This window comes from Microbacterium sp. BLY (assembly GCF_017939615.1).
In the GTDB taxonomy this organism is placed as follows: Bacteria; Actinomycetota; Actinomycetes; order Actinomycetales; family Microbacteriaceae; genus Microbacterium.
This window is the reverse complement of record NZ_JAGKSR010000002.1, coordinates 20,479-44,513: the sequence shown is the minus strand read 5'-3', so window position 1 is coordinate 44,513 and position 24,035 is coordinate 20,479. Positions and strand designations below refer to the sequence as shown.

The 24,035-nt window shown below is 70.0% G+C and carries 29 protein-coding genes; 13 read left to right on the top strand and 16 right to left on the bottom strand.

From position 1 onward, the window contains the following. Nucleotides 1-8 precede the first annotated feature (8 nt). The 4 genes from KAF39_RS14775 to KAF39_RS14760 are packed head-to-tail and all read right to left on the bottom strand — an operon-like array spanning nt 9 to nt 4,811. The gene (locus KAF39_RS14775; protein WP_246878773.1) at nt 9-1,058 is read right to left on the bottom strand and encodes an ABC transporter permease; all 1,050 of its coding nucleotides are present in this window, start codon (nt 1,056-1,058) and stop codon (nt 9-11) included. Further along, complete coding sequence (locus KAF39_RS14770) at nt 1,055-2,191, bottom strand: ABC transporter permease (RefSeq protein WP_210678142.1); 1,137 nt, start codon at nt 2,189-2,191, stop codon at nt 1,055-1,057. The genes KAF39_RS14775 and KAF39_RS14770 overlap by 4 nt, the downstream gene beginning before the upstream one ends. After that, entirely contained in the window at nt 2,188-3,705 is a 1,518-nt protein-coding gene (locus KAF39_RS14765) for a sugar ABC transporter ATP-binding protein (RefSeq protein WP_210678141.1), read from the bottom strand. The genes KAF39_RS14770 and KAF39_RS14765 overlap by 4 nt, the downstream gene beginning before the upstream one ends. Then, on the bottom strand, nt 3,702-4,811 hold the full coding sequence (locus KAF39_RS14760; RefSeq protein WP_210678140.1) for a Gfo/Idh/MocA family protein: 1,110 nt from the start codon (nt 4,809-4,811) through the stop codon (nt 3,702-3,704). The genes KAF39_RS14765 and KAF39_RS14760 overlap by 4 nt, the downstream gene beginning before the upstream one ends. 115 nt (nt 4,812-4,926) lie before the next feature. Here KAF39_RS14760 and KAF39_RS14755 point away from each other — a divergent pair, with 115 nt between their 5' ends. Further along, nucleotides 4,927-6,144, top strand: coding sequence for an ROK family protein (locus KAF39_RS14755; protein WP_210678138.1), 1,218 nt, complete (start codon nt 4,927-4,929; stop codon nt 6,142-6,144). Here the strand turns inward: KAF39_RS14755 and KAF39_RS14750 are convergent. Both KAF39_RS14750 and KAF39_RS14745 read right to left on the bottom strand, forming a co-directional pair. Next, entirely contained in the window at nt 6,096-7,232 is a 1,137-nt protein-coding gene (locus KAF39_RS14750; RefSeq protein ID WP_210678136.1) for a Gfo/Idh/MocA family protein, read from the bottom strand. The genes KAF39_RS14755 and KAF39_RS14750 overlap by 49 nt on opposite strands. Next, the gene (locus KAF39_RS14745; RefSeq protein WP_210678134.1) at nt 7,232-8,038 is read right to left on the bottom strand and encodes a sugar phosphate isomerase/epimerase; all 807 of its coding nucleotides are present in this window, start codon (nt 8,036-8,038) and stop codon (nt 7,232-7,234) included. The genes KAF39_RS14750 and KAF39_RS14745 overlap by 1 nt, the downstream gene beginning before the upstream one ends. A gap of 106 nt (nt 8,039-8,144) precedes the next feature. On the opposite strand from KAF39_RS14745, the gene KAF39_RS14740 reads away from it, so the two are divergent. Genes KAF39_RS14740 through KAF39_RS14730 form a run of 4 tightly spaced genes read left to right on the top strand, consistent with a single transcriptional unit; the run spans nt 8,145 to nt 10,456 of the window. After that, nucleotides 8,145-8,786: a TetR/AcrR family transcriptional regulator gene (locus KAF39_RS14740; RefSeq protein WP_210678132.1), complete on the top strand. Its 642-nt coding sequence runs from the start codon at nt 8,145-8,147 to the stop codon at nt 8,784-8,786. Between the two features lie 55 nt (nt 8,787-8,841). Further along, entirely contained in the window at nt 8,842-9,036 is a 195-nt protein-coding gene (locus KAF39_RS16065; protein WP_246878772.1) for a hypothetical protein, read from the top strand. Beyond that, nucleotides 8,994-9,473: a DUF4166 domain-containing protein gene (locus tag KAF39_RS14735; RefSeq protein WP_307805227.1), complete on the top strand. Its 480-nt coding sequence runs from the start codon at nt 8,994-8,996 to the stop codon at nt 9,471-9,473. Before KAF39_RS16065 ends, KAF39_RS14735 begins: the two co-directional genes overlap by 43 nt. After that, nucleotides 9,470-10,456, top strand: a complete 987-nt coding sequence (locus KAF39_RS14730) for an epimerase (RefSeq protein WP_210678130.1) — start codon at nt 9,470-9,472, stop codon at nt 10,454-10,456. Before KAF39_RS14735 ends, KAF39_RS14730 begins: the two co-directional genes overlap by 4 nt. Nucleotides 10,457-10,477: 21 nt before the next feature. On the opposite strand, the gene KAF39_RS14725 is transcribed toward KAF39_RS14730, so the two are convergent. Genes KAF39_RS14725 through KAF39_RS14710 form a run of 4 tightly spaced genes read right to left on the bottom strand, consistent with a single transcriptional unit; the run spans nt 10,478 to nt 13,055 of the window. Then, entirely contained in the window at nt 10,478-11,422 is a 945-nt protein-coding gene (locus KAF39_RS14725) for a DUF1214 domain-containing protein (RefSeq protein WP_210678128.1), read from the bottom strand. Nucleotides 11,423-11,455: 33 nt separating this feature from the next. Beyond that, nucleotides 11,456-11,839 (bottom strand): PLDc N-terminal domain-containing protein, encoded by a 384-nt coding sequence (locus tag KAF39_RS14720; protein WP_210678126.1) that lies wholly within the window; start codon nt 11,837-11,839, stop codon nt 11,456-11,458. A 39-nt stretch (nt 11,840-11,878) separates the two neighbouring features. Then, on the bottom strand, nt 11,879-12,808 hold the full coding sequence (locus tag KAF39_RS14715) for an aldo/keto reductase family oxidoreductase (protein ID WP_210678124.1): 930 nt from the start codon (nt 12,806-12,808) through the stop codon (nt 11,879-11,881). 28 nt (nt 12,809-12,836) lie between these two features. Next, the gene (locus tag KAF39_RS14710; protein WP_246878771.1) at nt 12,837-13,055 is read right to left on the bottom strand and encodes an XRE family transcriptional regulator; all 219 of its coding nucleotides are present in this window, start codon (nt 13,053-13,055) and stop codon (nt 12,837-12,839) included. A gap of 94 nt (nt 13,056-13,149) precedes the next feature. Between KAF39_RS14710 and KAF39_RS14705 the strand changes: the two genes are divergently transcribed. The 3 genes from KAF39_RS14705 to KAF39_RS14695 are packed head-to-tail and all read left to right on the top strand — an operon-like array spanning nt 13,150 to nt 14,582. Further along, the gene (locus tag KAF39_RS14705) at nt 13,150-13,521 is read left to right on the top strand and encodes a helix-turn-helix domain-containing protein (protein ID WP_246878770.1); all 372 of its coding nucleotides are present in this window, start codon (nt 13,150-13,152) and stop codon (nt 13,519-13,521) included. Between the two features lie 24 nt (nt 13,522-13,545). Beyond that, nucleotides 13,546-13,941: an ImmA/IrrE family metallo-endopeptidase gene (locus KAF39_RS14700; protein WP_210678121.1), complete on the top strand. Its 396-nt coding sequence runs from the start codon at nt 13,546-13,548 to the stop codon at nt 13,939-13,941. Between the two features lie 38 nt (nt 13,942-13,979). Then, nucleotides 13,980-14,582, top strand: coding sequence for a GNAT family N-acetyltransferase (locus KAF39_RS14695; RefSeq protein WP_210678120.1), 603 nt, complete (start codon nt 13,980-13,982; stop codon nt 14,580-14,582). 27 nt (nt 14,583-14,609) lie between these two features. On the opposite strand, the gene KAF39_RS14690 is transcribed toward KAF39_RS14695, so the two are convergent. After that, nucleotides 14,610-14,816 carry a hypothetical protein gene (locus tag KAF39_RS14690; RefSeq protein ID WP_025105563.1) on the bottom strand — a complete coding sequence of 69 codons (207 nt, stop codon included), beginning with the start codon at nt 14,814-14,816 and terminating at the stop codon, nt 14,610-14,612. 88 nt (nt 14,817-14,904) lie between these two features. Between KAF39_RS14690 and KAF39_RS14685 the strand changes: the two genes are divergently transcribed. The 3 genes from KAF39_RS14685 (at nt 14,905) to KAF39_RS14675 (ending at nt 17,044) form a co-directional block, all read left to right on the top strand. Beyond that, complete coding sequence (locus KAF39_RS14685; RefSeq protein WP_210678119.1) at nt 14,905-15,516, top strand: flavodoxin family protein; 612 nt, start codon at nt 14,905-14,907, stop codon at nt 15,514-15,516. A 110-nt stretch (nt 15,517-15,626) separates the two neighbouring features. Continuing rightward, nucleotides 15,627-16,052 carry a hypothetical protein gene (locus KAF39_RS14680; protein WP_210678118.1) on the top strand — a complete coding sequence of 142 codons (426 nt, stop codon included), beginning with the start codon at nt 15,627-15,629 and terminating at the stop codon, nt 16,050-16,052. Between the two features lie 83 nt (nt 16,053-16,135). Then, on the top strand, nt 16,136-17,044 hold the full coding sequence (locus KAF39_RS14675) for a M23 family metallopeptidase (RefSeq protein WP_210678117.1): 909 nt from the start codon (nt 16,136-16,138) through the stop codon (nt 17,042-17,044). A gap of 85 nt (nt 17,045-17,129) precedes the next feature. Here the strand turns inward: KAF39_RS14675 and KAF39_RS14670 are convergent, their stop codons facing one another. The 5 genes from KAF39_RS14670 to nrdH form a co-directional block, all read right to left on the bottom strand. After that, nucleotides 17,130-17,441, bottom strand: a complete 312-nt coding sequence (locus KAF39_RS14670) for a hypothetical protein (RefSeq protein WP_210678101.1) — start codon at nt 17,439-17,441, stop codon at nt 17,130-17,132. Nucleotides 17,442-17,589: 148 nt separating this feature from the next. Next, nucleotides 17,590-18,570 (bottom strand): class 1b ribonucleoside-diphosphate reductase subunit beta, encoded by a 981-nt coding sequence (gene nrdF, locus KAF39_RS14665; protein ID WP_210678099.1) that lies wholly within the window; start codon nt 18,568-18,570, stop codon nt 17,590-17,592. Between the two features lie 64 nt (nt 18,571-18,634). Further along, on the bottom strand, nt 18,635-20,779 hold the full coding sequence (nrdE, locus tag KAF39_RS14660) for a class 1b ribonucleoside-diphosphate reductase subunit alpha (protein ID WP_307805226.1): 2,145 nt from the start codon (nt 20,777-20,779) through the stop codon (nt 18,635-18,637). Continuing rightward, nucleotides 20,776-21,210, bottom strand: coding sequence for a class Ib ribonucleoside-diphosphate reductase assembly flavoprotein NrdI (nrdI, locus tag KAF39_RS14655; protein WP_210678098.1), 435 nt, complete (start codon nt 21,208-21,210; stop codon nt 20,776-20,778). The genes nrdE and nrdI overlap by 4 nt, the downstream gene beginning before the upstream one ends. 56 nt (nt 21,211-21,266) lie before the next feature. Beyond that, nucleotides 21,267-21,500 (bottom strand): glutaredoxin-like protein NrdH, encoded by a 234-nt coding sequence (gene nrdH / locus KAF39_RS14650; RefSeq protein WP_017202656.1) that lies wholly within the window; start codon nt 21,498-21,500, stop codon nt 21,267-21,269. Nucleotides 21,501-21,877: 377 nt separating this feature from the next. Between nrdH and KAF39_RS14645 the strand changes: the two genes are divergently transcribed. Next, nucleotides 21,878-23,086, top strand: coding sequence for an MFS transporter (locus KAF39_RS14645; protein ID WP_210678096.1), 1,209 nt, complete (start codon nt 21,878-21,880; stop codon nt 23,084-23,086). Beyond that, entirely contained in the window at nt 23,083-24,000 is a 918-nt protein-coding gene (locus KAF39_RS14640; protein WP_210678094.1) for a sugar kinase, read from the top strand. Before KAF39_RS14645 ends, KAF39_RS14640 begins: the two co-directional genes overlap by 4 nt. The last annotated feature ends 35 nt before the right edge of the window (nt 24,001-24,035 follow it).

The window sequence follows — 24,035 nt, the reverse complement described above, 5'->3', positions numbered from 1 at the left end:
TCGCATTGCTAATCTCCTCTGGTTGTAGGGCTTGCTGCGGTGGTGCGCCTCGCGGCGTCCGCGGTCCCCGCGGTGCTGTCGTCCGTCGGCTGGGGACCGCGCCGGCGGCGGGCTCGGAAAGCGACGCCGGCGTAGGCGACGGCCGCGATGATGATGACGCCCTGCACGGCGTCGCGGAGGGTCGAGGGGACGCCCGCGATGTTGAGGAGCAGGAACAGCGCCTCCAGCGCGAACGCTCCGGCCACGGCGCCGACGATCCACCCTCGACCTCCGCCGAGCACGACCCCGCCGAGCACCACCGCGGTGATCGCGGTGAACTCGTAGCCGCGGCCGACGGACGGGTGCACCCCCGCGTACCCGACCAGCAGGACGGCGGAGAGGGTGGCGGAGAGCGAGGACAGCACGAACGCGCGGGTGGTGGCCCAGGAGCGGCGGGCACCGGCGTAGTCCACCGCGCGGGCGTTGTCGCCGATCGCGATGAGGGTCTTGCCCAGCGGGCGCCTGGTGATGACGATGCCGAGGGCGAGCCACGCGGCGAGCAGGAGGACCGCCCAGGGCAGGAACTCCAGCACGGGGATGTCGCGGATCCCGCCCCGGCCGATCTCCCGGAAGCTGTCGGCCGGGTTGCCCGTGGCCGCGCCGCCCGTCCACCACATCACGCCGCCGAGCAGGGCGAGCATCATGCCCAGCGTCACGATGAACGACGGCACCTTGAGCAGCGTGGTGAGGACGCCGTTCACGAGACCGACGACGATGCCGAACACCACCATGAGCAGCAGCACCGGAACGGTGCGCGCGTCGTCCTGGCCGACGAGGTTGCCGGCGATGATGACCTGCGCCGTGATGAGCGATCCCTGGGAGAGGTCGAACTCCCCCGCGATGATCACGAAGTACTGCCCGATCGCGACGATCGCGATGGGAGCGACGCGCTGCAGGTAGCGCATGAACTGGCCGGGCTCCGCGAAGCTCGGGTTCAGCACGGCCACGGCGACGAGCAGGATCACGAGCAGCAGGAAGACCGCCCCGCGGGGGCTGACGAGCGTGCGGAGCGCGTTCATGAGCGTCCTCCTTCCCGCGCGGAGGCGGTATCGGCGGCGCTGTCGACGGCGGCCACCTCGGCGGTGGGATCGGCGAGTTCGGCGGCCGCGAGCGCCATCTCCCCCTCGGCGGCCTTCGCGGCCTCGTCGCCGCCGGTCCTGGTGCCGCCGGGGCCGAAGCGCGGACGCCGTCGCACGATCGCCCGCCGGCTGTAGACGGCCACGGCGGCGACGATGACGATGCCGCGCACCACGTCCTTGAGGAACGGGTTCACCTGCAGCACGCTCATGACGTTGTCGACGACGGCGAGGATGGCGACGCCGCCGATGGTGCCCCAGACGGAGCCCCGCCCGCCGAGGAGCAGCGTGCCGCCGAGCACGACCGCGGCGATGGAGAGCAGCGCGTAACCGCCCTGTTGACCCACCGTCGGGCTGCCGACGCCGAGGCGGCTGGCGAGGAGGAGGCCGGCGAGCCCGGCGAAGACGGAGCACAGCACGTGCGCCCAGATCAGCGGGAGGCGGGTGCGCACGCCGCTGAGCCGCGCGATCTCGGGGTCGCCGCCGACGGCATAGAGATGGGCGCCGGTACGAGTGCGGTTCAGTAGCACCCAGACCAGCACGGCGAGCGCGATCATGATGAGCGTGGACACCGGGACCGGTCCGACGCCGGTCGCTCCGATGAGCTGGAACGCCCAGGGGACCTCCCCCGCCGATCCCTCGAAGTTCGTGTTGAGGATGCCCTGGAGGATCAGGCCCACGCCCAGGGTCGCGATGAAGCCGTTGACCTTCAGGACGGTCACGATGAGCCCGTTCACGAGGCCGATCCCCGCGCACACGAGCAGCGTGACGATCACCGCGAGCGGGATGTTCCCGGCGTTCCCGGCCATCATGGTCGCCGCGAGCAGGCTCGACAGGCTGATGACGTAGGTCACCGACAGGTCGAGCGAGGCCCCGAGCACCACGAGCGTCTGCCCGATGGCCACGAGGCCGAGCACGCTCATCCCGGTCAGGATGTCGCGGATGTTCCCCGGGCTGAGGAAGTTGCGACCGACCGTGGCGACGAGGATCGCGCCGACGACGAGCGCGAGCAGCAGGATGCCGAGCACGATGACGGTCGAATCGACGCGGAGGCGGGCTCCGGTGCGGCGGATCATCGTGCACCTCCGTCCGTCGCGGACCCCGCAGCGCCGGTGGCCGCCGCGAGGATCTCGTGCTCGGCGGCCCCGGCCGGCAGCTCGGCGACGAGTTCTCCGTCGTGCATGACGAGGATGCGGTCGCTCATGCCGATGACCTCCGGCAGCTCGCTCGAGACCATGAGCACGGCCTTCCCCTGTGCCGCCAGCTCGCGCATGAGCTGGTAGACGGCGTACTTGGCCCCCACGTCGATGCCCCGCGTCGGCTCGTCGAAGAGCACGATCTGCGGCTGGGTGAGCAGCCACTTCGCCAGCACCACCTTCTGCTGGTTGCCGCCGGACAGGAAGCGCACCTCCTGGTCGAGGCCGCGCGACGACACCTCCAGCGTGCGGAGCACCCCCGGCACCTCCCGGCGCGACGCCGCGGTGCGTCCCGCGAACACGTTCCGCACCACGAGCAGGGCGTTGTCGAGGATCGACTGCCCGAGCGCGAGGCCTTGCGCCTTGCGGTCCTCCGAGACGAGCGCGAGTCCGGCACGCACGGCCGCGCGCGGTCCGCTGATCCGCACCGGCTTCCCGTCGATCCGCACGGCCCCGCGGGTGAAGGCCTGGATGCCGAACACACCCTCCACCAGCTCGGTGCGTCCTGAGCCCTGGAGCCCGGCCACCCCGACGATCTCCCCGGCACGGAGCGTCAGCGACACCCCGTCCACGTAGGCGTTCCCGCAGCCATCGAGCTCGAGTCGGGGCGCGCCGACCGCGGTCCCGGCCACCGGGTCGGGGAAGTACGACTGGATCGACCGCCCCACCATCCGGCGCACGAGCTCGTCGGTGGTCAGCGCCGCGGTCTCGTCCGTGGAGACGAGGGCGCCGTCCTTGAGGATCGTGATCCGGTCGCAGAGGTCGAAGATCTCCTTCAGCCGGTGCGAGACGTAGATGACGGCGACCCCTCGGGACGTGAGCCGGCGGATGATCGCGTACAGCAGCTCCACCTCGCGGTCGCTGAGGGCGGCGGTCGGCTCGTCCATCGAGATCACCTGCGCGTCGAACGACAGTGCCTTCACGATCTCGACGATCTGCTGCTCGGCCACCGTCAGCGAGCCCACCCGGGACTGCGGATCGATGAAGGAGACGCCGAGGTCGCTCAGCAGGTCCCCGGTACGCACGTTCATGGCCCGGACGTCGATGAGTCCCGCGCGCCGCGGCTCCCGGCCGAGATAGACGTTCTGCGCGACCGTGCGCTCCGGGAGCAGGGTGAACTCTTGGAACACCGTGACGATGCCGGCGTCCATCGCCTGCCGCGGGTGCGCGTGGCGCACTTCCGCGCCACGGTACGTGATCGTCCCCTCGTCGGCCGGCTGCACGCCCGCGATGATCTTCATGAGGGTGGACTTGCCCGCGCCGTTCTCGCCGACGAGGCCGTGCACCTCCCCGGGCCGCACGTCGAAGTCGATGCCCTTCAGCACCTCGACGCCGAAGAACGCCTTGCGGATCCCCGCCACCTGCAGCACGGGCTGCGTGGTCGTCACGGTCATGCCGGCACCTCCGTCCAGCGGCCCTTGTGGGCGGCGGAATCGAGCACGGCCTCGGTCAGCACGGCCGCGCGGTGGCCGTCGGCGAACGTCGGCAGTCCGTCAGGGACGTCGCCCGCGATCGCGGCGTAGACGTCGGCGACGAAACCGTTGAAGGCGTCCTGATACCCCATGGCATGCCCGGCCGGGACGCGCTGCAACCGGGCGGACTCCGGGTCGGCCGTGGCGGGGTCGCGCAGCAGCAGCCGCGACTCCTCGCGCATGCCGACCCAGAGCTCCTCCGGCCGTTCCTGCTCGAACCGCAGACTCTGCCGCGTGCCGTGCAGCTCCAGGGTGAGGGCGTTCTTCCGGCCGGCCGCCATCTGGGAGATGAGCAGCGTGCCGAGGGCCCCCGCCGTGGTCTCGACGAGCACGGCGACGATGTCCTCCGTGTCGACAGCCTGCCCGGCCCGCTCGGCGAAGACCTGGCGGGTGCGGGCGCTCAGCGCGCGGATGCGGTCTCCCGTGACGAACTCGAGCAGGTCGCACAGGTGCGAGCCGATGTCGGCGAACGCCCGGGAGGCGCCGCCGGACGAGGATCGCACGCGCCAGTCGTCGTCGGTGGGCCGCAGCATCCAGTCCTGCAGGTAGGAGCAGTCGAGCGTGAGGAGGTCGCCGGCCTCGCCGCGGGCGACGCGGGCCCGGGCCTCGCGCACCATCGGGTGGTAGCGGTAGACGAAGGGGACGGCGGCGACGAGGCCGGTCTCCTCGGCGGCCCGCGCGAGCATCGCGGCGTCCGCGGCGGTGGTCGCGAGCGGTTTCTCGCACACGACGTGCTTGCCGGCACGCAGCGCCCGCAGGGCGAGGTCGGCATGCGTCGCGTTCGGGGTGCAGATGTGGACGACGTCGATGTCATCCGCGGCGAGCAGGTCATCCGCGTCGTGCGCGGCGCGTTCGGCTCCGAGCACCTGCGCGGCGTCCCTGGCTCCCTGGGCGGATCGGGTGGCGACGGCGCGCAGCGCGCCGCCCGCGTCTCGGGCGGCCGTGCGGTGCACGCGGGCCATGAAGCCCCCGCCGAGGATCCCGGTTCGGATCGTCCCGAGACCGGTGTCAGTGACATCCGTTGTCATGCCGGTGAGTCTGACACAGCTCCTCCGACTTTTGCTAGTCCTTCGTCAAAAGTTGTTTGTATCGAATCTGAAGTCGCTCAGCGGACTGCGAGAAGTGCTGTGCTTTACTGACGCCATGGTTGACGTGCTGAGAGCGGTCGCGACGCCGTCCCCCGGGACCGGCGAGATCTTCCAGATCCTCCGCGACGGGCACGCGCGCACCAAGGCGGAGCTCGCCGCCCTCACCGGCCTCGCGCGCTCCACCGTCGCCTCCCGCGTCGACGCCCTCCTCGCCGCCGACCTGCTGCGCCCCGCGGGTGAGGCCGTCTCGACCGGCGGACGCCCGCCCGCCCGCGTCGCCTTCAATCCCCGCGCCGGGCTCGTGCTGGCGGTGGATCTGGGGGCGACGCACGCGACCGTCGCCGTGGCGGACCTCGCCGGGGTCATCCTCGACGCACGCACCCGGACGATCGCCATCGCCGACGGCCCCGAGGCCCTGCTCGACGCGATCCTCACCGAGGGCACCGAGCTGCTCGCCGCGACCGCCGACGGCCTCCCTCTCGTCGGGGTCGGCATCGGGGTCCCCGGTCCCGTCGAGCACTCCACGGGACGACCGACCAACCCGCCCATCATGCCCGGCTGGGACCGCTTCGACATCCCCGGCTACGTGCAGCGCACGTTCGACGTCCCGGTGCTCGTCGACAACGACGTCAACATCCTCGCGCTCGGCGAGCAGGCCACCAGCTGGCCGCGCGTCGACGATCTCATCTTCGTGAAGGTGTCGACCGGCATCGGCGCTGGCATCATCGCCGGCGGGCAGCTCCAGCGCGGCGCGCAGGGCTCCGCGGGCGACATGGGGCACGTGCAGGTGCCGCTGAGCGCGGACTCCCGACGCGAGCCCGGCGACGAGAGAGACCTCGAGGCGCTCGCGAGCGGGTCCGCCCTGGCGATCGCGCTGCGCGCCGACGGCCACGAGGTGCACGGCGCCTCGGACGTGGTCGACCTCGTCCGCGCCGGCCACCCTGCCGCGATCGAGGCCACCCGTCAGGCCGGCCGCGACGTCGGCGAGGTGCTCGCGACGGTCGTGAACCTCCTCAACCCGTCGATCATCGTGCTCGGCGGCAGCATCGCCCGCGCCGGCGAGCACCTGCTCGCCGGCGTCCGCGAGGTCGTCTACCGGCGGTCGATCCCGCTCGCCACCCAGCACCTCGCCATCGTGCAGTCGCAGGGCGGCGACCGCGCGGCCGTCCTCGGCGCGGCGATCATGGTCGCCCGCGAGGTCCTCTCCCCCGCGAACGTCGAGCGCTACGTCGCGGCGAAGGGATCGAAGTCCGCGGGCAGCGCACCGATCTGATCGACCGTGCTCGCGACCTCCACGAAGGTGCGGCGGGCGGCGGCCTCCTCGATCGACAGCAGGGCGTCGAGGATGTGGTAGCCGAACGCGCCGGTCGCGATGTGCGGCCGGTCCTCCGCGATGGCCCGCGCCATGTCGAGCAGCCCGAGCCCGCGTCCCGCGAGCACGCCCTCCGGAGCGACGTCCACGACCTCCTGCACCACGGGCTCCGGCGGCACGAAGTACCGCGCCAGCGGACGGGTGATGGTGAGCGGGCCGCCGAACGTGTTGGGGTCCGGGATCACGAGGGTGCCCTCGGTGCCGGTGATCTCCACGATCCCCTGCCGCACGAGGGGCGAGTCCGTGCTGTAGAGGCTCTGCGCCTGCCCGCCGCCCTCGAAGTCCATCAGCACGCTGAGCGTGGAGGGGATCTCCACGGGGAACTCCTCCCCGGCGCGCTCGCCCACCCGCACGCGCCGGGTCGGCGACCCCCGCAGCCCGAGCGCGGCCACCGCGGCGACCGGACCGAAGACGTGCACGAGGGTCGAGACGTAGTACGGGCCCATGTCGAGCAGCGGCCCCGCGCCCTTCGCGTAGAGGAAGGCGGGGTTCGGGTGGAAGATCTCGGGACCCTGCCATTGGAAGGTCGTCTGGCCGAAGAGCGGCCGGCCGATGTCGCCGCGGGCGATGGCGCGCTTCGCGGTCTGCACGCCGGGACCGAGGACGGTGTCCGGCGCGACCCCCACGCGCAGTCCCGCGGCGGCCGCCTTCTCCAGCAGGCGGCGCGCCTCCTCCCGGTTCACGCCGAGCGGCTTCTCCGTCCAGACGTGCTTGCCCGCGGCGACGATCGCCTCGGACACCTCGACGTGGGCGGCGGGGATCGTGAGGTTCACGACGATGTCGATCGCGGGGTCGTCGAGCACGACCTCCATCCCGCCGGACCGAGGCACCCCGTACGCCGCCGCCTGCGCCCGCGCCCGCTCCTCGACGAGATCGCCGATCGCGCGCACCTCCACATCGGGGAAGCGGGTCAGGTTCTCGAGGTACTGGTCGCTGATGTTGCCCGCGCCGATGATTCCGACGCCGACGGTCGCCCCACCCCGCACCATCAGCGGGCGACCTCGGCGTCGAGGAAGACCCGGCTGCGGGTGATCGCGTCGAACAGGTCGCCGTCGTAGTGGTCGAACTCCACGATCGCGAGCTCCAGCGCGGGCGCGGCGGCGATCGCCTCCCGCAGCGGCACGACGCCGTCACCGGCGGGGACCTGATCCGCCGGCGGGTATGCGTCCAGCAGCGCCGGGTCGAGTGTGCCATCCTTCGCGTGGACCGCGATGACGCGCGTGCCGAGCCTCTCCAGCAGCGCGACCGGGTCGACCCCGCCCCGCGCGACCCAGTACAGGTCGACCTCCAGCACGACGCGCTCGTCGAGCCTCTCCGCGAGGATCTCCAGTCCCGTGACGCCGTCGAACACGGCCTCGAGTTCGTGCGCATGGTTGTGATAGCCGACGCGCATGCCGGCGTCGGCGCCGATCGCCGCGGCCTCGTTGAGCAGTTGGGCGATCTCCGCGATTCCGTCGACCGACTCCCAGCGCGCCGGCTCGGTGTAGGGATCGATCACCGTGTGCATGCCGAGCGCCGCCGCAGCCGCGAACACCGCGGCGGGCGGCGGGACCGGCGCCGTGGTCCCCGAGCCGTCGGGGCGGACGAACGTCGGGGATGCGAGGAACGCGTGGCCCGTCGGCGCCGTGAGCCCCGCGGAGGACACCGCGGCCGCCATCGTCTCGGCACGACGCACGAAGTCGTAGGGCTCGACGGCGGTGAATCCACGCGCCGCCACCTCCGCGAGGGTGCCGTCGAGGTCGGCCTCCAGCCGCTCGCGGATCGTGAACAGCTGCAGGGAGGTCTGGATCGTCATCGGTCGTGCTCCTGGGTCATCGGGTCGAGTGGGCGTCGCGCGCCTCGCTGGGCACGCTAGCACCAAATACCTCCACATGGAAGTTTCTGATCGGTAGACTCGACTCATGCCCGCCGCTCCCGCCGAGGACTCCGCCCGCGCCCGCCCCCGGGGCGCCTACGCCAAGGGCATCGCCCGTCGACAGGAGATCCTGGACCGCGCGATCGAGGTGTTCGCCGCCCGCGGCGCCGACCGCACGAGCCTCCGTGCGATCGCGAAGGAGGTCGGCGTGACGCATGCCGCTCTCACCCACTACTTCGGGTCGCTGGAAGAGCTCCTGGTGGCGGTCTACGAGGAGAGCAACGCACCCGGCCGCCGGCCCGAGCCGGAGCCGGCGAACCCCGTCGAGGGGATGATCCGCTCGGCGCGGGCGAACCGCGAGGTCCCCGGCCTGGTGCAGCTGTACTCGACCCTCGTCGCCAGCGCACTGGAGGAGGGCCATCCCGCGGCGCGCACCTTCGCGACCGACCGCTTCGCGCGCCTGCGGGCCGACATCGCCGAGACGGTCCGGGCCCAGCAGGCCGAGGGACGCCTGCGCTCCGACGTCGACCCGGCCGCGGTCGCCGCACTCGTCGTCGCCGCGTCGGACGGGCTCCAGACGCAGTGGCTCCTGGACGACGCCGCCCCGCAGCACGAGGCGCTGGCTCTCCTCGATCGCCTGCTCCGCCCGGCCGACGACGCGGGCCGCGACGGCGGAGCCGAGGGCTAGGCTCTCGGCCGACGACGCGGGCCGCGACCGCGGAGCCGAGGGCTAGGCTCGAAGCGTGACGCCCGTGCCGCAGTCCCCGTATGCCCGGGCCCTCGGCGAGCGCATCGCCGACCTGCACCCTCGGCTGCGCACGTACTTCCAGGCGGTGCCGGAAGGCATGGTCGGCGTCGGCATCGGCACGTTCCAGCGTGTCGGCACCCTCGTCGCGTGCTGTGGCCGCTCTTGCGCCTGCTCGAGCAGCGCGGGGTGATCGCCGCCCGCTGGGAACGCGACGTCCCCTTCCGCATCGAGAACCGCACCATCGCCTCCCGCGCGATCGCCGAGCGCACGTTCCGGTTCGCGGACGGGCCGTGGGTCATGCGCGACGCCGTCGCCCCGTCGCGGCACGGGCGGGTCATCGACGAGCTGGGCGAGCCCGGTCTGATCGTGGCGTGCTTCGATGTGGAGACCCGTGCCGGCGCCCTGCACCTGACGAGCCGGGCGGTGGGCATCCGCGTCGGTCGCGGACGGCTCCGCGTGCCCCGGGCGGTGGCCCCGGTCGTCCGGCTCGTCGAGCGCTGGGACGACGAGACCGGGCGTCAGCGGGTGCGGCTGACCGTCGATGCGCCGCTGCTCGGCCGGCTCTACGAGTACCGCGGCGACTTCTCCTACAGTCTCGAACCCGATCGGAAGGAAGACAGCGCATGAGCACGGACCGGGTGGTCATCGGCGGGGCGACGGGTTTCATGGGGCGGTACCTCACCGCGCGCCTGCGGGAGGCCGGCCGCGAGGTCGTCACGATCTCCCGCGCCGGCAGTGACCTGTCGTGGGGCGACCAGGACGGCATCGACGCGGCCGTCGACGGCGCTTCCCTCGTGATCGGCCTCGCCGGCAAGAGCGTGAACTGCCGTTACACGCCCCGCAACCGCGCCGAGATCTTCCGCTCCCGTCTCGACACGACCGCGTCGCTGAGCCACGCGATCGCCCGCGCTGCGGCCCCGCCGGCCCTGTGGGTGAACTCCTCCACGGCCACGATCTACCGGCACGCCGAAGACCGCCCCATGACCGAGTCCTCCGGCGAGATCGGCACGGGCTTCTCGGTGGAGGTGGCCAAGGCCTGGGAACGCGCGCTCTTCGCCGCCGACCTCCCCGGCACCCGCCGTGTGGCCCTGCGCAGCGCCATCGTCCTCGGCGACGGCGGTGTGCTCGAGCCCCTCCGGAACCTCGCCCGGCTCGGCCTCGGCGGCCCGCAGTACGACGGGTTCTGGCCGGTCGGCCGTCGCCGCCGCGAGGCCGGAACCGCGCATCTGCCGGGGGCGCGCCGCGGGCGCCAGCGCTTCAGCTGGATCCACATCGAGGACGTGGCCCGCATCGTCGAATTCCTCGAGGAGACGCCGTCCCTGGACGGCCCGGTGAATGCGGCCGCACCGAATCCCGTCGACAACGTCCGGTTCATGGCCACGGTGCGCCGCGCGCTCGGGGCGAAGATCGGACCGCCGATGCCGCGCTGGATGCTCGAGCTCGGCGCCATCGGCATCCGCACCGAGACCGAGCTCGTGCTGAAGAGCCGTTGGGTGCTCCCGGAGAAGCTCACCGCGGCGGGCTTCACCTTCCGCCACCCCGACTTGGAGGAGGCCGTCCGCGCGTCCTTCGCCGCCGCCGGCACGACCATCCCCGCGCCCGCGGCCTGACCGCGGCTCGCGAGGAGGACGTCAGGCCGACTCCTGCAGCGCGGGGAAGGTCCAGGTCCCGTCGAGCACCTCGGCACGGGGGCGGTAGAGCCGCACGAGGTAGTTCCAGCCCTCGGTGATCGGCAGGACGTTCGGCACGCCCTCCGGGTGGTCGCCGAAGCGGACGGTGATCGAACCGTCGTCGTTGCGCACGCCGGTGATGTCGTTGATCGTGTACGCGTCGCGATCGTTCGGTTCGAAGAAGCCGTCCGCGTTGTACACCGAGATCGACCAGAACCCGTCGACGGGCACGTCGCCGACGGTCAGCTCGTACCGGCCGCGCGGCAGGCGGGGGTCCACGCCGATGTAGCTCGCCTCCGTGGAGGGCAGCCCGCCCCAGCCCGCGGCCGTGCCGATGAGGTGCCGCACCGGGTCGACCTCGTCCTCGCTGCCGAACATGCGGTCGAAGCCCCGCAGGTTGCGGGCCAGCGCGAGCAGGGCGCCGCGCGTCTCGTCCAGACTGGCGAGGTCGTAGTCCGGCATGGTGAACGGCGTCGCCGACCCGCTCCGCAGCGCGATGCGGTCCTGCAGCGCGACGACCGCGGCCACGTCCGCCGGGTCGGCGGGGTCCACGAGGATGCGGACGGCGAGGACCACGAAGGGTGAGCCGCACTGCGCGACCGACAGCGTGTGCTCGCCCGCCTCGTGGAAGATCGCCTCCACGTAGTGGTGTTCGTTGACGACCATCGCCGAGAGATAGCGATCGCCGTGTTCGGGGATCGTGAACGACGCCCCCGCGCTGATGTCGAGCACGGCGAAGCTGTACAGCGTGTCGCGGTTCAACCGGATCACGGTCTGCCGGTCGATCGCCGCCGGGGTCCTGTTGTGCAGGAACCGATCAACTCCCCCGGCCTCCTTCTGGAGGTCGCGCATCATGCGGTGGGTCTCGGCGAGGGCGAAGTTGTCGACGTTGACGAGGATGCTCATGACGGCATCCTGGCAGGCCGATGCGCTCGGCGGCTAGGACTGCGGCAGGGCGTCGTCTCCGCGCTCGCGGCGACGCTTCTCGATCTCCTCGCGCAGTCGCCACTCCTCGATCTCGCGGTCGAGGTCGGCGATCTGCTGCTCCGTGGACCGGGTGTCGGCCGGCCGCGCGGGCGGGACGACCGTCGGCGGGGCCGCGGGATGCTCGGCCCGCCGCATCCGCGGCAGCGGGATCCCGGCCTCCCCGTACTCGCGGCCGATCGCGAACCACAGCACGCTGCCGATCAACGGCAGGAGGATCACGATGATGATCCAGACCATCTTCGGCAGGTACTTCACCTGCGAGTCGTCGCGCGTGATGATGTCGATCAGCGCACCGATCATCAGCGCGATGACCAGGAACGAGAACAGGAACGGCATGAGTTCAGGGTAGACGACGGTCGGCGCCGAGCCGAGAGGTCAGGGCAGCAGGTGCCCGGCGGCCCGGAAGAGCTCGTACCACTCCGCCCGGGTGAGCACGACGTCCGCCCCGGCGGCCGCCTCCTGGACGCGATGCGGGGTCGTCGTGCCGAGCACCACCTGCATCCCGGCGGGGTGCCGGGTGATCCACGCCGTGGCGATCGCGGTCGGGGTCACGCCGTGACTCGCCGCCAGGCGATCGATCACGGCGTTCAGCTCCGGGTAGCCCGGGTGACCGAGGAAGACCCCGCCGCCGAACCCGCTCTGGTACGGCGACCACGCCTGCACGGTGATGCCGTGCAGGCGGCAGTAGTCCACGACGCCGCCGCCGTCGCGCCCGATGCTCTGGTCGTGTCCCGCCATGTTCGCCGCGACGGGCTGCGCGATGATCGGCGCGTGCGTCAGGGAGAGCTGCAGCTGGTTCGCCACGAGGGGCTGTCGCACCGCGCTCTTCAGCAGCTCGATCTGCGACGGGGTGTGGTTGGAGACGCCGAACGCCCGCACCTTTCCGGTGGACTCGAGGTGGTCGAACGCGCGCGCCACCTCATCCGGCTCCACCAGTGCGTCCGGCCGGTGCAGCAGGAGCACGTCGATGCGGTCGGTGCGCAGCGCGGCGAGCGACCCTTCCACCTGGCCGACGATGTGGTCGTAGGAGAAGTCGAACATGCCCTGTGTCGGGACGATGCCGCACTTGGTCTGCAGCACGATCTCATCCCGCTCGGCCGCCCCCAGCTGCAGGGCGTCGGCGAACCGTGCTTCGCAGTGGTGCATCCGGCCGCCGTAGATGTCGGCGTGGTCGAAGAAGTCGATCCCCGCCTCCCGTGCTGTCGCGTAGAGCTCCCTGATCTGCGCGTCGTCGAGGCTGTCGATGCGCATCATCCCGGCGATCAGGGCCGGAGCGGTCGTCGATCCGAAGGAAACGGTCTTCATGGGCCCACGCTACTTCATGGGCCGGACGTCACGGCGCGTCGGGCAGGAGGGTCGTGACCGGCACGTCGAGTGCCCCCGCGATCCCCGCCAGATCCTCCATCGTGAACTCCGCGCGCTCTTCCAGGAGGTCGGCGAGAACGGCCGGGGCGATGCCGGAGCGCTCCGAGAGCGTGAGGAAGGACACCCCCGCATGAATACGCGCGGCTTCGACCGACGCTGCCATCAGATGACCCAGTTCTGTCCCCATGCGCCTACGATACCGCCACACCCGGACACTCCGGACTCTCTCCCCTACCGATATGACGGCATCCTGCTCTCGGACCGCTGCTAAGGTGAGCCGGATGAAGACACCAGCCGAGCAGTTCAACGAGGCGGTCGGCCGTCAGATGCGTGCGGAGATCGCGGCCGCCCGCAGCAGCATCGCCGCCATGGCCCGCGACGTGGGCATCGCCCGGAGCGCACTGGACAACTACGTGACCGGCAAGCGCGCCATCCCCGTGCCGGTGGTCTACGCGGTGTGCGCCACGCTCGGCGTCGAACCGCACGTCCTCGTCGCGCGCGCCGAGGAGCGTCTGGCCGCCGACGGCACGTCCGCGACGATCACCCCCCTCCGCCGCCCCACCGATGTCACCACCTCCCGCGATAATGCCCGCGAGGTCGCCTTCGAATCCGGCTCCGCCCGCGAGACCGACACCGACGACCTCTACGAGTAGACGACAGCGACCGGACGGAGGCCCATGCAGCAGCTCCTCCGTCTCGCCGACGACCTCGGGATCCGCATCGTCGAACGCGGTGGGCCGACGCCCGGGGGCTTCCAGCCCGTCACCCGCACGATCCGGCTCGCCCCGGGGATGAGCAGGCGCACCACCCGCAGCATCCTCGCCCATGAGCTGGGCCACGCGCACCTCGGCCACCAGCCCACGCGGGAGGCCGCGCTGCGGGCGCGCCAGGAGCGACAGGCGGACGAGTGGGCCGCCGCGCGGCTGATCACCCCGACGGCCTACGCCGCAGCGGAGCAGCTGCGCGGACCGCATCCACCCAGCATCGCCTTCGAGCTGGACGTGACGATCGAGGTCGTCCTCGCCTTCCAGCGCCTGCTGCTCCGGCAGCGCGGGCCCGCGTCGGCCGCCTGACGGGCGGAGCCGGCCGCCGACGCTGGTTGAATGACCTCATGGCCTTCCTCGTCGCCCCCGCACCCGTCACCCTCACCGGCGCGCTCGTCGAGCTCCGCCCGCTCGACCGGTCGCACGCCGACGGCCTCGTCGACGCCGTCTCCGAAGGCGATCTCTGGAAGAACGCGTGGTACACCTCGGTACCGGCGCCGGATGGCGTCGCCGCCGAGGTGGACCGCCGCCTGGGTCTCGTCGCCACGGGCGAGATGGTGCCGTTCACGGCCTTCGACGCCGACGGGCGCGTGCTTGGCCTCACGTCGTACTACGACATCGTCGCCGACGTCCCGCGCCTGCACATCGGGTACACCTGGAACCGTCCGTCCGCGCACGGCACGGGGACCAACGCGGAGTCGAAGCTGCTGCTGCTCCGCCACGCGTTCGAGACGCTGGGGGTGTTCCGGGTCGGGCTGACGACCCAGTGGGTGAACTTCCAGTCCCGCGCAGCGATCGAACGCCTCGGCGCGAAGCAGGACGGGGTGATGCGGGCGATGAGCCGCTACCGCAACGGCGCCCTCCGCGACAGCGTGGAGTACTCCATCATCGAGCCGGAGTGGCCGGCGGTGCGGGCGAACCTCGAAGCGCGGCTCGCCCGTCGACGGTGAGCGCGGGGAGACTCCCCGCGCCGGCCGTCACTCGGTCGGGCTGCCGGTCCAGTTCTTGGAGCGGCGGGTGGCGGAACCGCGCTGGCGCATCGCGAACCCGAGGGCCAGCGAGACGAGCAGGATGCCGCCGACGAACGTGAGCGCGGCGAGCGTGTCCGGCATCTCGTGGGCGATGCCCAGCAGCCAGAAGCCTCCGAGGAACATGATCATGAAGAAGAGGAAGCTGAGGATCACGGGATCTCCTGTCGTCGGTGCTCTACCAGGATAGCCCGGACCCGGAAAGGCCCTGTGCCGCCGCCCGAATCTCTGGTGGAGTCGGGGTATGGACACCTCCCTCACCGCCCTCGCGATCTCCTGCACGCTCAAGCCCTCCCCCGCGTCGTCGAGCTCGGATCTCCTCGCACGCCAGCTCCTCGACGCCCTCGGCGAGCACGGGGTGACGGGTGACCTCGTCCGCGCCGTGGACTTCGACATCCGCCCCGGCGTCGAGAAGGACATGGGCGGCGGCGACCAGTGGCCGACCCTGCGCCAGCGGGTGCTCGACGCCGACATCCTCGTGTTGGTCACACCCACCTGGATGGGACAGCACTCGAGCGTCGCCCAGCGGGTGCTCGAACGCCTCGACGCCGAGCTCAGCGAGACGGATGAGCAGGGACGCCCGATCCTCTTCGACAAGGTCGCGATCGCCGGCGTCCTCGGCAACGAGGACGGCGCGCACCACATCTCCGCGATCCTCTTCCAGGCGCTCAACGACATCGGGTACACGATCCCCGCGCAGACGTCGGTCTACTGGAACGGCGAGGCCATGCAGACCGTCGACTACAAGGACCTCGACGAGACCCCGGAGGCCGTGAGCTCCGCCATCGCGACGGCGTCCCGCAACGCGGCGCACCTCGCCCGGCAGCTCACCGCACAGGCGTACCCCGCCGAGTAGCGCGCGACCGCAAGGCACACTCCACGGCAGCGTATCGGGGTGACCGGGCGGGGTCTGTAGGCCGAAGAGGGGACAGCGCGGACGGGAGGGCGCGCCCTACGGTGTGAGGCATGAGTCCCCCTCGCATCGTCCGCGCTTCGTTCGCCACCCTCGCCGTCACCGGAGGACTGCTGCTCGCCGGATGCGCAGCAGCAGCCGCGCCTGGAGGCACCGCCCCGACCTCGTCATCCGAGGAGGACACGAGCTTCTCGGCCGCTGACCTTGCGAAGGCCTGCATCGATGCGACGGCCTCGGCGTTCCCTGCTGATGTCGAATTCGACAGCTCGTCCGTTCGCATCGAAGAACGCACGGTGGCGCCCGAATGGTTGGTCCTCGTGCCGGCTCGCACGTCTGGCCACGATGCCGAAGCACAGTGCACCATCGGCGGAACGCCGGAGGCCGTCGAGATCGAGATGTCCACCGCATCCCTGGAGCCGTTGCCGGAGGAGCAGATCGCGAACCTGATCCGCGGCGAGAACGAGGGCGGTACCGAGTGATGTGCGAGACCGAACATGATCAGGCGGGCGTTGCTCTCCCTCCGGCTTCCTTCACACGCCGCTCCGTCCTCGTCGCATCGGGGGTGTCCCTCGGAGCGGCCGCTCTCGGACTGAGCTTTCTCACCTCCGCCCAGAGGGCCGCCGCCGCAGGCACCTACCTTCGGCCGTGCGGTGCGGTTCCCATCTCGGACTCCTGGCAGGGACATCGCAACCGCAACCCGCCGTCCGGTGAGCCGGGCACCGACTACTCGGTGACCAAGGGGACGCCGGTCCGCGCAGCGACCGATGGCATCATCGTGGATCGCAAGGACACGACGTCGACAGCGACGGGGCGATTCCTCGCCCTTCGTGGCGACGACGGCAACTACCTCCGATACCTGCATCTGCAGTCGAGCGCCGTGGCTATCGGCACTCGTGTCACCCGGGGGCAAGTCATCGCTTACTCGGGGGCATCCGGCTTCGGCAAGGAGAACGGCTACGGCCCGCATGTCCACGTCTCGCTCTGGATCGGCGGGACGCCCACCCAGCAAGGATTCACGAACACCGTCGATTTCGAGAAGTATGTCGGCGAACCCACTACGACCCCGGAGGACCCTGTGCCCGTCTACCACCGCCATCAAGGCACCTACACCGTCCCGATTGGCACGAGCGCCAACACCCGTCTGTACTTCTCGAACGGCGTTTTCGACATGGCAGCCGGAGCCGGCGGCAACGGGCTGTATCTGATCACCACCCACGCATCATTCACCGGCCTGACGCCGGACAAGACGCTGATGCTCCAGTACTACCTGCTCAATGCCACGACGAACGTGTACTCCGGCGGGTTCAGCGCGACCTTCCCCGGGGTGGTCGGGGGCGAGGCGTCCGTGGAGTTCAGCACGATGATCCCGGTGCCGGCGGGGAACCACCTGTTCGTCGCCGCTCGTTGCCCCCAGGGCGGAGTGAATCAGACGAGCGTCGCCAAGATGAGCCTCAACTTCGGCGCTCTCTAGCCACGCCGGTGCGCTGCCGCGAGCATCGACGATGCTCGCGGCAGTACGCGTGCGACCGAACCGCCCGGCCGATGAGTCCGCGAGGTCAGTCGGCGGGACCGTCGACGACCTCGTCGACGATGCTGATGCCGCCGGACGAGCTCGCCTCGACCATGAGCGCCTGGATCCACTTCACGTTGAGCTCCGGCGGCTCCGGCTCGGCGAAGGTGAACCGCAGCGGGATCGACGGATGCAGCCAGATGGTCGACCGACCGGGGACGTCGCCCTCGGGGTGTTTCCAGGACAGTGTGAAGCTCTCGTTCCGGCGGAGTTTCGTCGCGATCGCGACCTTCAGATGGGCCAGGGCGCGGTCCTCGATCTGGATCTCGCTGCCGGAGCCGTACTGCATGGTTCCCATCCCACGACTCTACGACCCGGAGCGGTCCGGACGCGAGGAGTGACACCCCGCGCATCACGCTCCTGCGGTGACGAGACGAAGGCCCCCGGCACCGCTCTCGAGGAGCGGCCCCGAGGGCCTCGGCGTCCGCGTGGTGCGGACGGGGTGCTCAGAAGTCCCAGTCGTCGTCTTCCGTGGCCTCGGCCTTGCCGATGACGTAAGACGAGCCCGAGCCGGAGAAGAAGTCGTGGTTCTCGTCCGCGTTCGGGGAGAGCGCCGACAGGATCGCCGGGTTCACGTTGGTGACACTGGAGGGGAACATCGCCTCGTAGCCCAGGTTCATGAGGGCCTTGTTGGCGTTGTAGTGCAGGAACTTCTTGACGTCCTCGGTCAGGCCGACGCCGTCGTAGAGGTCCTGCGTGTACTGCACCTCGTTGTCGTAGAGCTCGTAGAGCAGCGAGAACGTGTAGTCCTTCAGCTCGTCCTTGCGCGCCTGGTCGGCCGTCTCGAGTCCGCGCTGGAACTTGTAGCCGATGTAGTACCCGTGCACGGCCTCGTCGCGGATGATGAGGCGGATGAGGTCGGCCGTGTTCGTCAGCTTCGCCTTCGACGACCAGTAGATCGGCAGGTAGAAACCCGAATAGAACAGGAACGACTCCAGCAGCGTGGAGGCGACCTTGCGCTTGAGCGGGTCGTCTCCCTGGTAGTAGTCCATGATGATCTGCGCCTTCTTCTGAAGGTTCGCATTCTCCGTGGACCAGCGGAACGCCTCGTCGATCTCCTTCGTCGACGCGAGCGTCGAGAAGATCGAGGAGTAGCTCTTCGCGTGCACCGACTCCATGAACGCGATGTTCGTGTACACCGCCTCCTCGTGAGGCGTGATCGCGTCGGGGATCAGCGACACCGCACCGACGGTGCCCTGGATCGTGTCGAGGAGCGTGAGTCCGGTGAACACCCGCATGGTGAGCAGCTGCTCGTCGGGGGTGAGCGTGTTCCACGACTGCACGTCGTTCGACAGCGGCACCTTCTCCGGCAGCCAGAAGTTGTTCACCAGACGGTTCCAGACCTCGAGGTCCTTGTCGTCCTGGATGCGGTTCCAGTTGATCGCCTGCACGCTGGAGACCAGCTTGAGCGGAGGGTGAGGAGTCATTCTTGTCCTAGTTCCTGGGTCACTGACTTGTCCTATTTCCTGGGTCACTGAGCCTGTCGAAGTGTCAGAGCATGCACGAGACGCACTCGGTCATGTCGGTGCCCTCGAGCGCCAGCTGACGCAGACGGATGTAGTAGATCGTCTTGATGCCCTTGCGCCATGCGTAGATCTGGGCCTTGTTGATGTCACGCGTGGTGGCGGTGTCCTTGAAGAACAGCGTCAGCGACAGGCCCTGGTCGACGTGCTGCGTGGCCGCGGCGTAGGTGTCGATGACCTTCTCGTAGCCGATCTCGTACGCGTCCTGGTAGTACTCCAGGTTGTCGTTCGTCATGAACGCCGCCGGGTAGTACACGCGACCGAGCTTGCCCTCCTTGCGGATCTCGATCTTCGAGGCGATCGGGTGGATCGACGAGGTCGAGTTGTTGATGTAGGAGATCGAGCCCGTCGGCGGCACGGCCTGCAGGTTCTGGTTGTAGATTCCGTGCTCCTGGATCGACGCCTTGAGCTGGACCCAGTCCTCCTGCGTCGGGATGTGCTTGCCGGCGAAGAGCTCCTTGACCTTCTCGGTCTCCGGGACCCAGGCGCGCTCGATGTACTTGTCGAAGAACTCGCCGGACGCGTAGGTCGAGTCGGCGAAGCCGTCGAACGTCGTCCCGCGCTCGATCGCGAGCTGGTTCGAGGCGCGCAGCGCGTGGAACAGCACGGTGTAGAAGTAGATGTTCGTGAAGTCGACACCCTCCTCCGAGCCGTAGTACACGTGCTCGCGGGCGAGGTAGCCGTGCAGGTTCATCTGGCCGAGGCCGATCGCGTGGGACCGGTCGTTGCCGTCCTCGATCGAGCGGACCGAGCCGATGTGGCTCTGGTCGCTGACCGCGGTGAGCGCGCGGATCGCCGTCTCGACCGTCTGGCCGAGGTCGTCGGCGTCCATCGACAGCGCGATGTTCATCGAGCCGAGGTTGCAGGAGATGTCCTTGCCGATCTCCTTGTACGACAGGTCGTCGTTGTAGGTGGTCGGCGTGTTCACCTGCAGGATCTCGCTGCAGAGGTTGGACATGTTGATGCGCCCCTTGATGGGGTTGGCCTTGTTGACCGTGTCCTCGAACATGACGTACGGGTAGCCGGACTCGAACTGGATCTCGGCGACGGTCTGGAAGAACTCGCGGGCGTTGATCTTGGTCTTCTTGATGCGCGGGTCGTCGACCATCTCGCGGTACTTCTCGGTGACCGAGATGTCGCCGAACGGGACGCCGTAGACCTTCTCCACGTCGTACGGCGAGAACAGGTACATGTCCTCGTCGTTCTTGGCGAGCTCGAACGTGATGTCAGGCACCACGACGCCGAGCGACAGCGTCTTGATGCGGATCTTCTCGTCGGCGTTCTCACGCTTGGTGTCGAGGAAGCGCATGATGTCGGGGTGGTGGGCGTTGAGGTACACCGCACCGGCGCCCTGACGCGCACCGAGCTGGTTGGCGTAGCTGAAGCTGTCTTCGAGGAGCTTCATGACGGGGATGATGCCGCTCGACTGGTTCTCGATCTGCTTGATCGGGGCGCCCGCCTCACGGATGTTCGACAGCAGCAGCGCCACGCCGCCGCCGCGCTTGGAGAGCTGCAGCGCGGAGTTGATGCCACGGGCGATCGACTCCATGTTGTCCTCGATGCGCAGCAGGAAGCAGCTGACGAGCTCGCCGCGCTGGGCCTTGCCCGCGTTGAGGAAGGTCGGGGTGGCCGGCTGGAAGCGACCGGAGATGATTTCCTCGACGAGGTTCACGGCGAGCTTCTCGTCGCCGTCCGCGAGGGCGAGCGCGGTCATCACGACGCGGTCCTCGAAACGCTCGAGGTAGCGCTTGCCGTCGAAGGTCTTCAGCGTGTAGCTCGTGTAGTACTTGAACGCGCCGAGGAACGTCTCGAAGCGGAACTTCTTCGAGTAGGCGAGGTCGTTGAGCTTCTGCACGAAGTCGAACGAGTACTTCTCGATGACGGCGCCCTCGTAGTACTCCTTCTCCACGAGGTAGTCCAGGCGCTCCTTGAGCGAGTGGAAGAACACCGTGTTCTGGTTGACGTGCTGCAGGAAGTACTCCCGCGCGGCGCGCTTGTCGGCGTCGAACTGGATCTTCCCGTTCGCGTCGTACAGGTTCAGCATCGCGTTGAGGGCGTGGTAGTCCAGGCCCTCGTATGCGGGGTTCACCTTGAATGCCACTGTCTCGGTCACTGAAGATTCCACCGTCGTTCCAATCCGTCGCTCACGCGATCCACGTCGTCCTGTGTGCCGAAGATCTCGAGCCGATACAAGTGAGGCACGTGACACTTGCGGCTGATGATGTCGCCGGCGAGGCAGAACGCGTCGCCGAAGTTGGTGTTGCCCGCGGAGATGACCCCGCGGATGTGGCGCCGGTTGCGCTCGTCGTTGAGGAACCGGATCACCTGCTTGGGCACGGCCCCCTTCTCGACCCCGCGCCCGACGCCCCCGCCGTAGGTGGGGGTGACCAGCACGAAGGGCTCGTCGACGACGAGGTCCTCTTCGGTCCGGTGGAGGGGGATGCGTCGGGCGGGAAGCCCGAGCTTCTCGATGAAGCGCGCGGTGTTACCCGACACGCTCGAGAAGTAGATCAGGAGCGGCGCTGCGGTCGCGACGGCGCTCATAGCTCTCTCCTTGGGTTCCTGAGCCTGTCGAAGGGCCGGGTGGCGAGCCTGTCGGACTACGCCAGGCGCGACGCGAGCTCGTCGATCTTGTCGGGACGGAAGCCCGACCAGTGGTCCTCGTCGGTGACGACGACGGGCGCCTGCATGTAGCCGAGCGCCTTGACCTGCTCCAGCGCCGTCGGGTCCTCCGACAGGTCGTGGATCTCGTACTCGATGCCCTTGGCATCCAGGGCGCGGTAGGTCGCGTTGCACTGGACGCAGGAAGGCTTGGTGTACACCGTGATCGACATCTGAACCCCTCAAATCTCTGGTTTCTCCGGCAGACCTCCGCCGGGATCTCAATACTACATATAGGGACGGACATTCGGTGCGACCACAAGGGGTAGTAGTTACATCCGTGTAGTTTTTCCACCGCTCTCTACAGATACAACACAGGTTGTCCACCGTTTCTTCCACAGGCGGACCCCCGGCCGCGAGGTCACGGACCCGCAGGAAATCGCGGCTGGGAGGAGCCTGGGAGCGATCCATCCACAGGGGGCACCATACGGGGGCCCTCGGACATCCCCAGGCCTGTGGAATTCGTCCTCCGGCGTGTCCTCGGCGTGTCGCGGCGTGTCGGTCGCGGGACCGTCTCACCCACGTCCCCGGCGCCCGGTACCGTTGTCTGGTGGCGGGCTATCGGGATCTTCTTCGCACGCCGGGAGTGGGGCGCATGATCGCCGCCCAGCTCACCGCGCGCTTCCCCAACGGGATGATGTCCTTGGCGATCCTGCTGCACGTGGAGCAGCAGACGGGATCGTACGGATCGGCGGGCCTCGTCCTGGCGGCGACGAGCGTCGGCCAGGCCGTGGCCGGCCCCATCACCAGTCGCTGGATGGGCGCCTGGGGCATGCGACGGGTGCTGACCCTCACGCTGTCCGTCTGCGTGCTGGCGGTCCTGGGCCTCGGACTGCTGCCGCTCTCCGTGCCCGGCTACATGGCACTCGGCATGGTCGCCGGCCTCTCCACGCCGCCCGTGCAGGCGGCCGTCCGCACCATCTACCCGAAGCTGGTCAACGCCGGTCAGCTCACCCCCCTGTTCTCGCTGGATGCCTCGCTGCAGGAGATCATCTGGGTGCTGGCGCCGGTGGTCATCACCCTCGTCTCCACCCAGGTCGGCACCATGGAGGGCCTGCTCCTCGTGGCGGTCGTGCTCGTGGCCGGCGGAGCCTGGTTCATCCTCTCCCCCGAGGTCGGCCGGGTGCGCATCCCCCGCAGCCGCAACGCCCTCGGCAAGGTCGTCGTCAAGCCGCCCGTGCTGCTGGCGACCGTCATCGGCTTCCTCCTCATCGGCGCCTGCTCGGCCGTCGAGGTCGGTGTCGTCGCCACGTTCGAGCACGGCAGTCTCGCGGCCGGCCTCATCCTGGCGGTCTTCTCGGCGGGCAGCCTCGCCGGCGGACTCGCCTTCGGCCACATCCCGATCGGTCCCTGGGCGATGGCCCGCCGCCTGCTCATCGTCACCGTCGGACTCGCCCTGACGATGGTCATGCTCAACGTCTTCTGGCTCGGCGGCACGCTGATCCTCGCCGGGATCGGCATCGCCCCGGCCCTCGCCGTCCTCTTCGCCATCACCACCGCGAGCGTCAAGTTCAGCGAGACCGCCGAGGCCTTCGGCTGGGCGGGCACCGGTCAGCTCATCGGCGCCGCGGCCGGATCGGCGGTCGCCGGCTTCCTCGTCGACGTCGGCGACTGGCGCGGCGCCTACCTGGCCGCGACCATCTTCGCCGGCGTCGGCCTGCTGGTGTCGATCGTCTTCGTCCGGTCCTTCCCCGATCTGCGTCACCGCGACGCCAGTCCCCATCCCGACACCGAGCCCTTGGCGGTCACCCCCTCATGAGCCCCACCGTCCCGTCCCCCTCCCCTGCGATCGTGTGCGTCGGCGAGTCGATGGCCCTGGTCACGCCGACCGGCGCCGACCTCGCGGTCGCGGACACCGCCACGATCTCCCACGCGGGCGCCGAGGCGAACGTCGCGGTCGGCGTCGCGGCCGCCGGTCACCGCGCCGTCTGGGCCTCCCGGCTCGGCGACGACCCCCTCGGTCGACGCCTCGCCGCCGAGCTGGCGCAGCGCGGGGTCGAGCTGTGGACGGAGCAGGACCCGGACGCGCCGACCGGCGTCATGTTCAAGGACCCGGGCGTCGAGTCGTCGGCGGTCTACTACTACCGCCGCGGCTCCGCGGCCTCCCGTATGGCGCCCGGCTTCCTCTCCCCCGCGCAGCTCGCCGGCGTGCGCATCGTGCACACCACGGGCATCACCCCGGCGCTGTCCGCGACCTGCCGCGCGATGGTCGACCAGCTCTTCGCGGATGCGCGAGCGGCCGGAGCGGTCGTCTCGTTCGATGTGAACGACCGTCGGGCGCTGTGGAGCCCGGAGGAGGCCGCGACCACCCTGGCGCACCTCGCCGACGCCGCGGACATCGCCTTCGTCGGACGCGATGAGGCCGAGCGCATCTGGGGCACCGCCACGGCCACCGAGATCCGCGCCCATCTCCCGCACTGCGGCCTGCTCGTCGTCAAGGACGGCGACGTCGGGGCCACGGCCTTCGCGGGCGATGCCACGCCGGTGTTCGTGGCCGCCCCCACCGTTGAGGTGGTGGAGCCCGTCGGCGCCGGGGACGCGTTCGCCTCGGGGTTCCTGGCCGCGACGCTCGACGGCGCCGACCTCGAGGCCCGTCTGTCGGCAGGGCACGAAGCCGCCGCCCGGGTGCTCCGCATCGCCGCCGACCTGCCGCCCCTCGAACCGGCGCGCTGACCCGCATCCGGTGACGGGGCCCGGTCGTAGGCTGG

Excerpts from the sequence above, each read along its gene's own strand:
- KAF39_RS14775 (WP_246878773.1), bottom strand. The coding sequence starts at position 1,058 with ATGAACGCGCTCCGCACGCTCGTCAGCCCCCGCGGGGCGGTCTTCCTG.
- KAF39_RS14770 (WP_210678142.1), bottom strand. The coding sequence starts at position 2,191 with ATGATCCGCCGCACCGGAGCCCGCCTCCGCGTCGATTCGACCGTCATC.
- KAF39_RS14765 (WP_210678141.1), bottom strand. The coding sequence starts at position 3,705 with ATGACCGTGACGACCACGCAGCCCGTGCTGCAGGTGGCGGGGATCCGC.
- KAF39_RS14760 (WP_210678140.1), bottom strand. The coding sequence starts at position 4,811 with ATGACAACGGATGTCACTGACACCGGTCTCGGGACGATCCGAACCGGG.
- KAF39_RS14755 (WP_210678138.1), top strand. The coding sequence starts at position 4,927 with ATGGTTGACGTGCTGAGAGCGGTCGCGACGCCGTCCCCCGGGACCGGC.
- KAF39_RS14750 (WP_210678136.1), bottom strand. The coding sequence starts at position 7,232 with ATGGTGCGGGGTGGGGCGACCGTCGGCGTCGGAATCATCGGCGCGGGC.
- KAF39_RS14745 (WP_210678134.1), bottom strand. The coding sequence starts at position 8,038 with ATGACGATCCAGACCTCCCTGCAGCTGTTCACGATCCGCGAGCGGCTG.
- KAF39_RS14740 (WP_210678132.1), top strand. The coding sequence starts at position 8,145 with ATGCCCGCCGCTCCCGCCGAGGACTCCGCCCGCGCCCGCCCCCGGGGC.
- KAF39_RS14730 (WP_210678130.1), top strand. The coding sequence starts at position 9,470 with ATGAGCACGGACCGGGTGGTCATCGGCGGGGCGACGGGTTTCATGGGG.
- KAF39_RS14725 (WP_210678128.1), bottom strand. The coding sequence starts at position 11,422 with ATGAGCATCCTCGTCAACGTCGACAACTTCGCCCTCGCCGAGACCCAC.
- KAF39_RS14720 (WP_210678126.1), bottom strand. The coding sequence starts at position 11,839 with ATGCCGTTCCTGTTCTCGTTCCTGGTCATCGCGCTGATGATCGGTGCG.
- KAF39_RS14715 (WP_210678124.1), bottom strand. The coding sequence starts at position 12,808 with ATGAAGACCGTTTCCTTCGGATCGACGACCGCTCCGGCCCTGATCGCC.
- KAF39_RS14710 (WP_246878771.1), bottom strand. The coding sequence starts at position 13,055 with ATGGGGACAGAACTGGGTCATCTGATGGCAGCGTCGGTCGAAGCCGCG.
- KAF39_RS14705 (WP_246878770.1), top strand. The coding sequence starts at position 13,150 with ATGAAGACACCAGCCGAGCAGTTCAACGAGGCGGTCGGCCGTCAGATG.
- KAF39_RS14700 (WP_210678121.1), top strand. The coding sequence starts at position 13,546 with ATGCAGCAGCTCCTCCGTCTCGCCGACGACCTCGGGATCCGCATCGTC.
- KAF39_RS14695 (WP_210678120.1), top strand. The coding sequence starts at position 13,980 with ATGGCCTTCCTCGTCGCCCCCGCACCCGTCACCCTCACCGGCGCGCTC.
- KAF39_RS14685 (WP_210678119.1), top strand. The coding sequence starts at position 14,905 with ATGGACACCTCCCTCACCGCCCTCGCGATCTCCTGCACGCTCAAGCCC.
- KAF39_RS14680 (WP_210678118.1), top strand. The coding sequence starts at position 15,627 with ATGAGTCCCCCTCGCATCGTCCGCGCTTCGTTCGCCACCCTCGCCGTC.
- KAF39_RS14670 (WP_210678101.1), bottom strand. The coding sequence starts at position 17,441 with ATGGGAACCATGCAGTACGGCTCCGGCAGCGAGATCCAGATCGAGGAC.
- nrdF (WP_210678099.1), bottom strand. The coding sequence starts at position 18,570 with ATGACTCCTCACCCTCCGCTCAAGCTGGTCTCCAGCGTGCAGGCGATC.
- nrdI (WP_210678098.1), bottom strand. The coding sequence starts at position 21,210 with ATGAGCGCCGTCGCGACCGCAGCGCCGCTCCTGATCTACTTCTCGAGC.
- nrdH (WP_017202656.1), bottom strand. The coding sequence starts at position 21,500 with ATGTCGATCACGGTGTACACCAAGCCTTCCTGCGTCCAGTGCAACGCG.
- KAF39_RS14640 (WP_210678094.1), top strand. The coding sequence starts at position 23,083 with ATGAGCCCCACCGTCCCGTCCCCCTCCCCTGCGATCGTGTGCGTCGGC.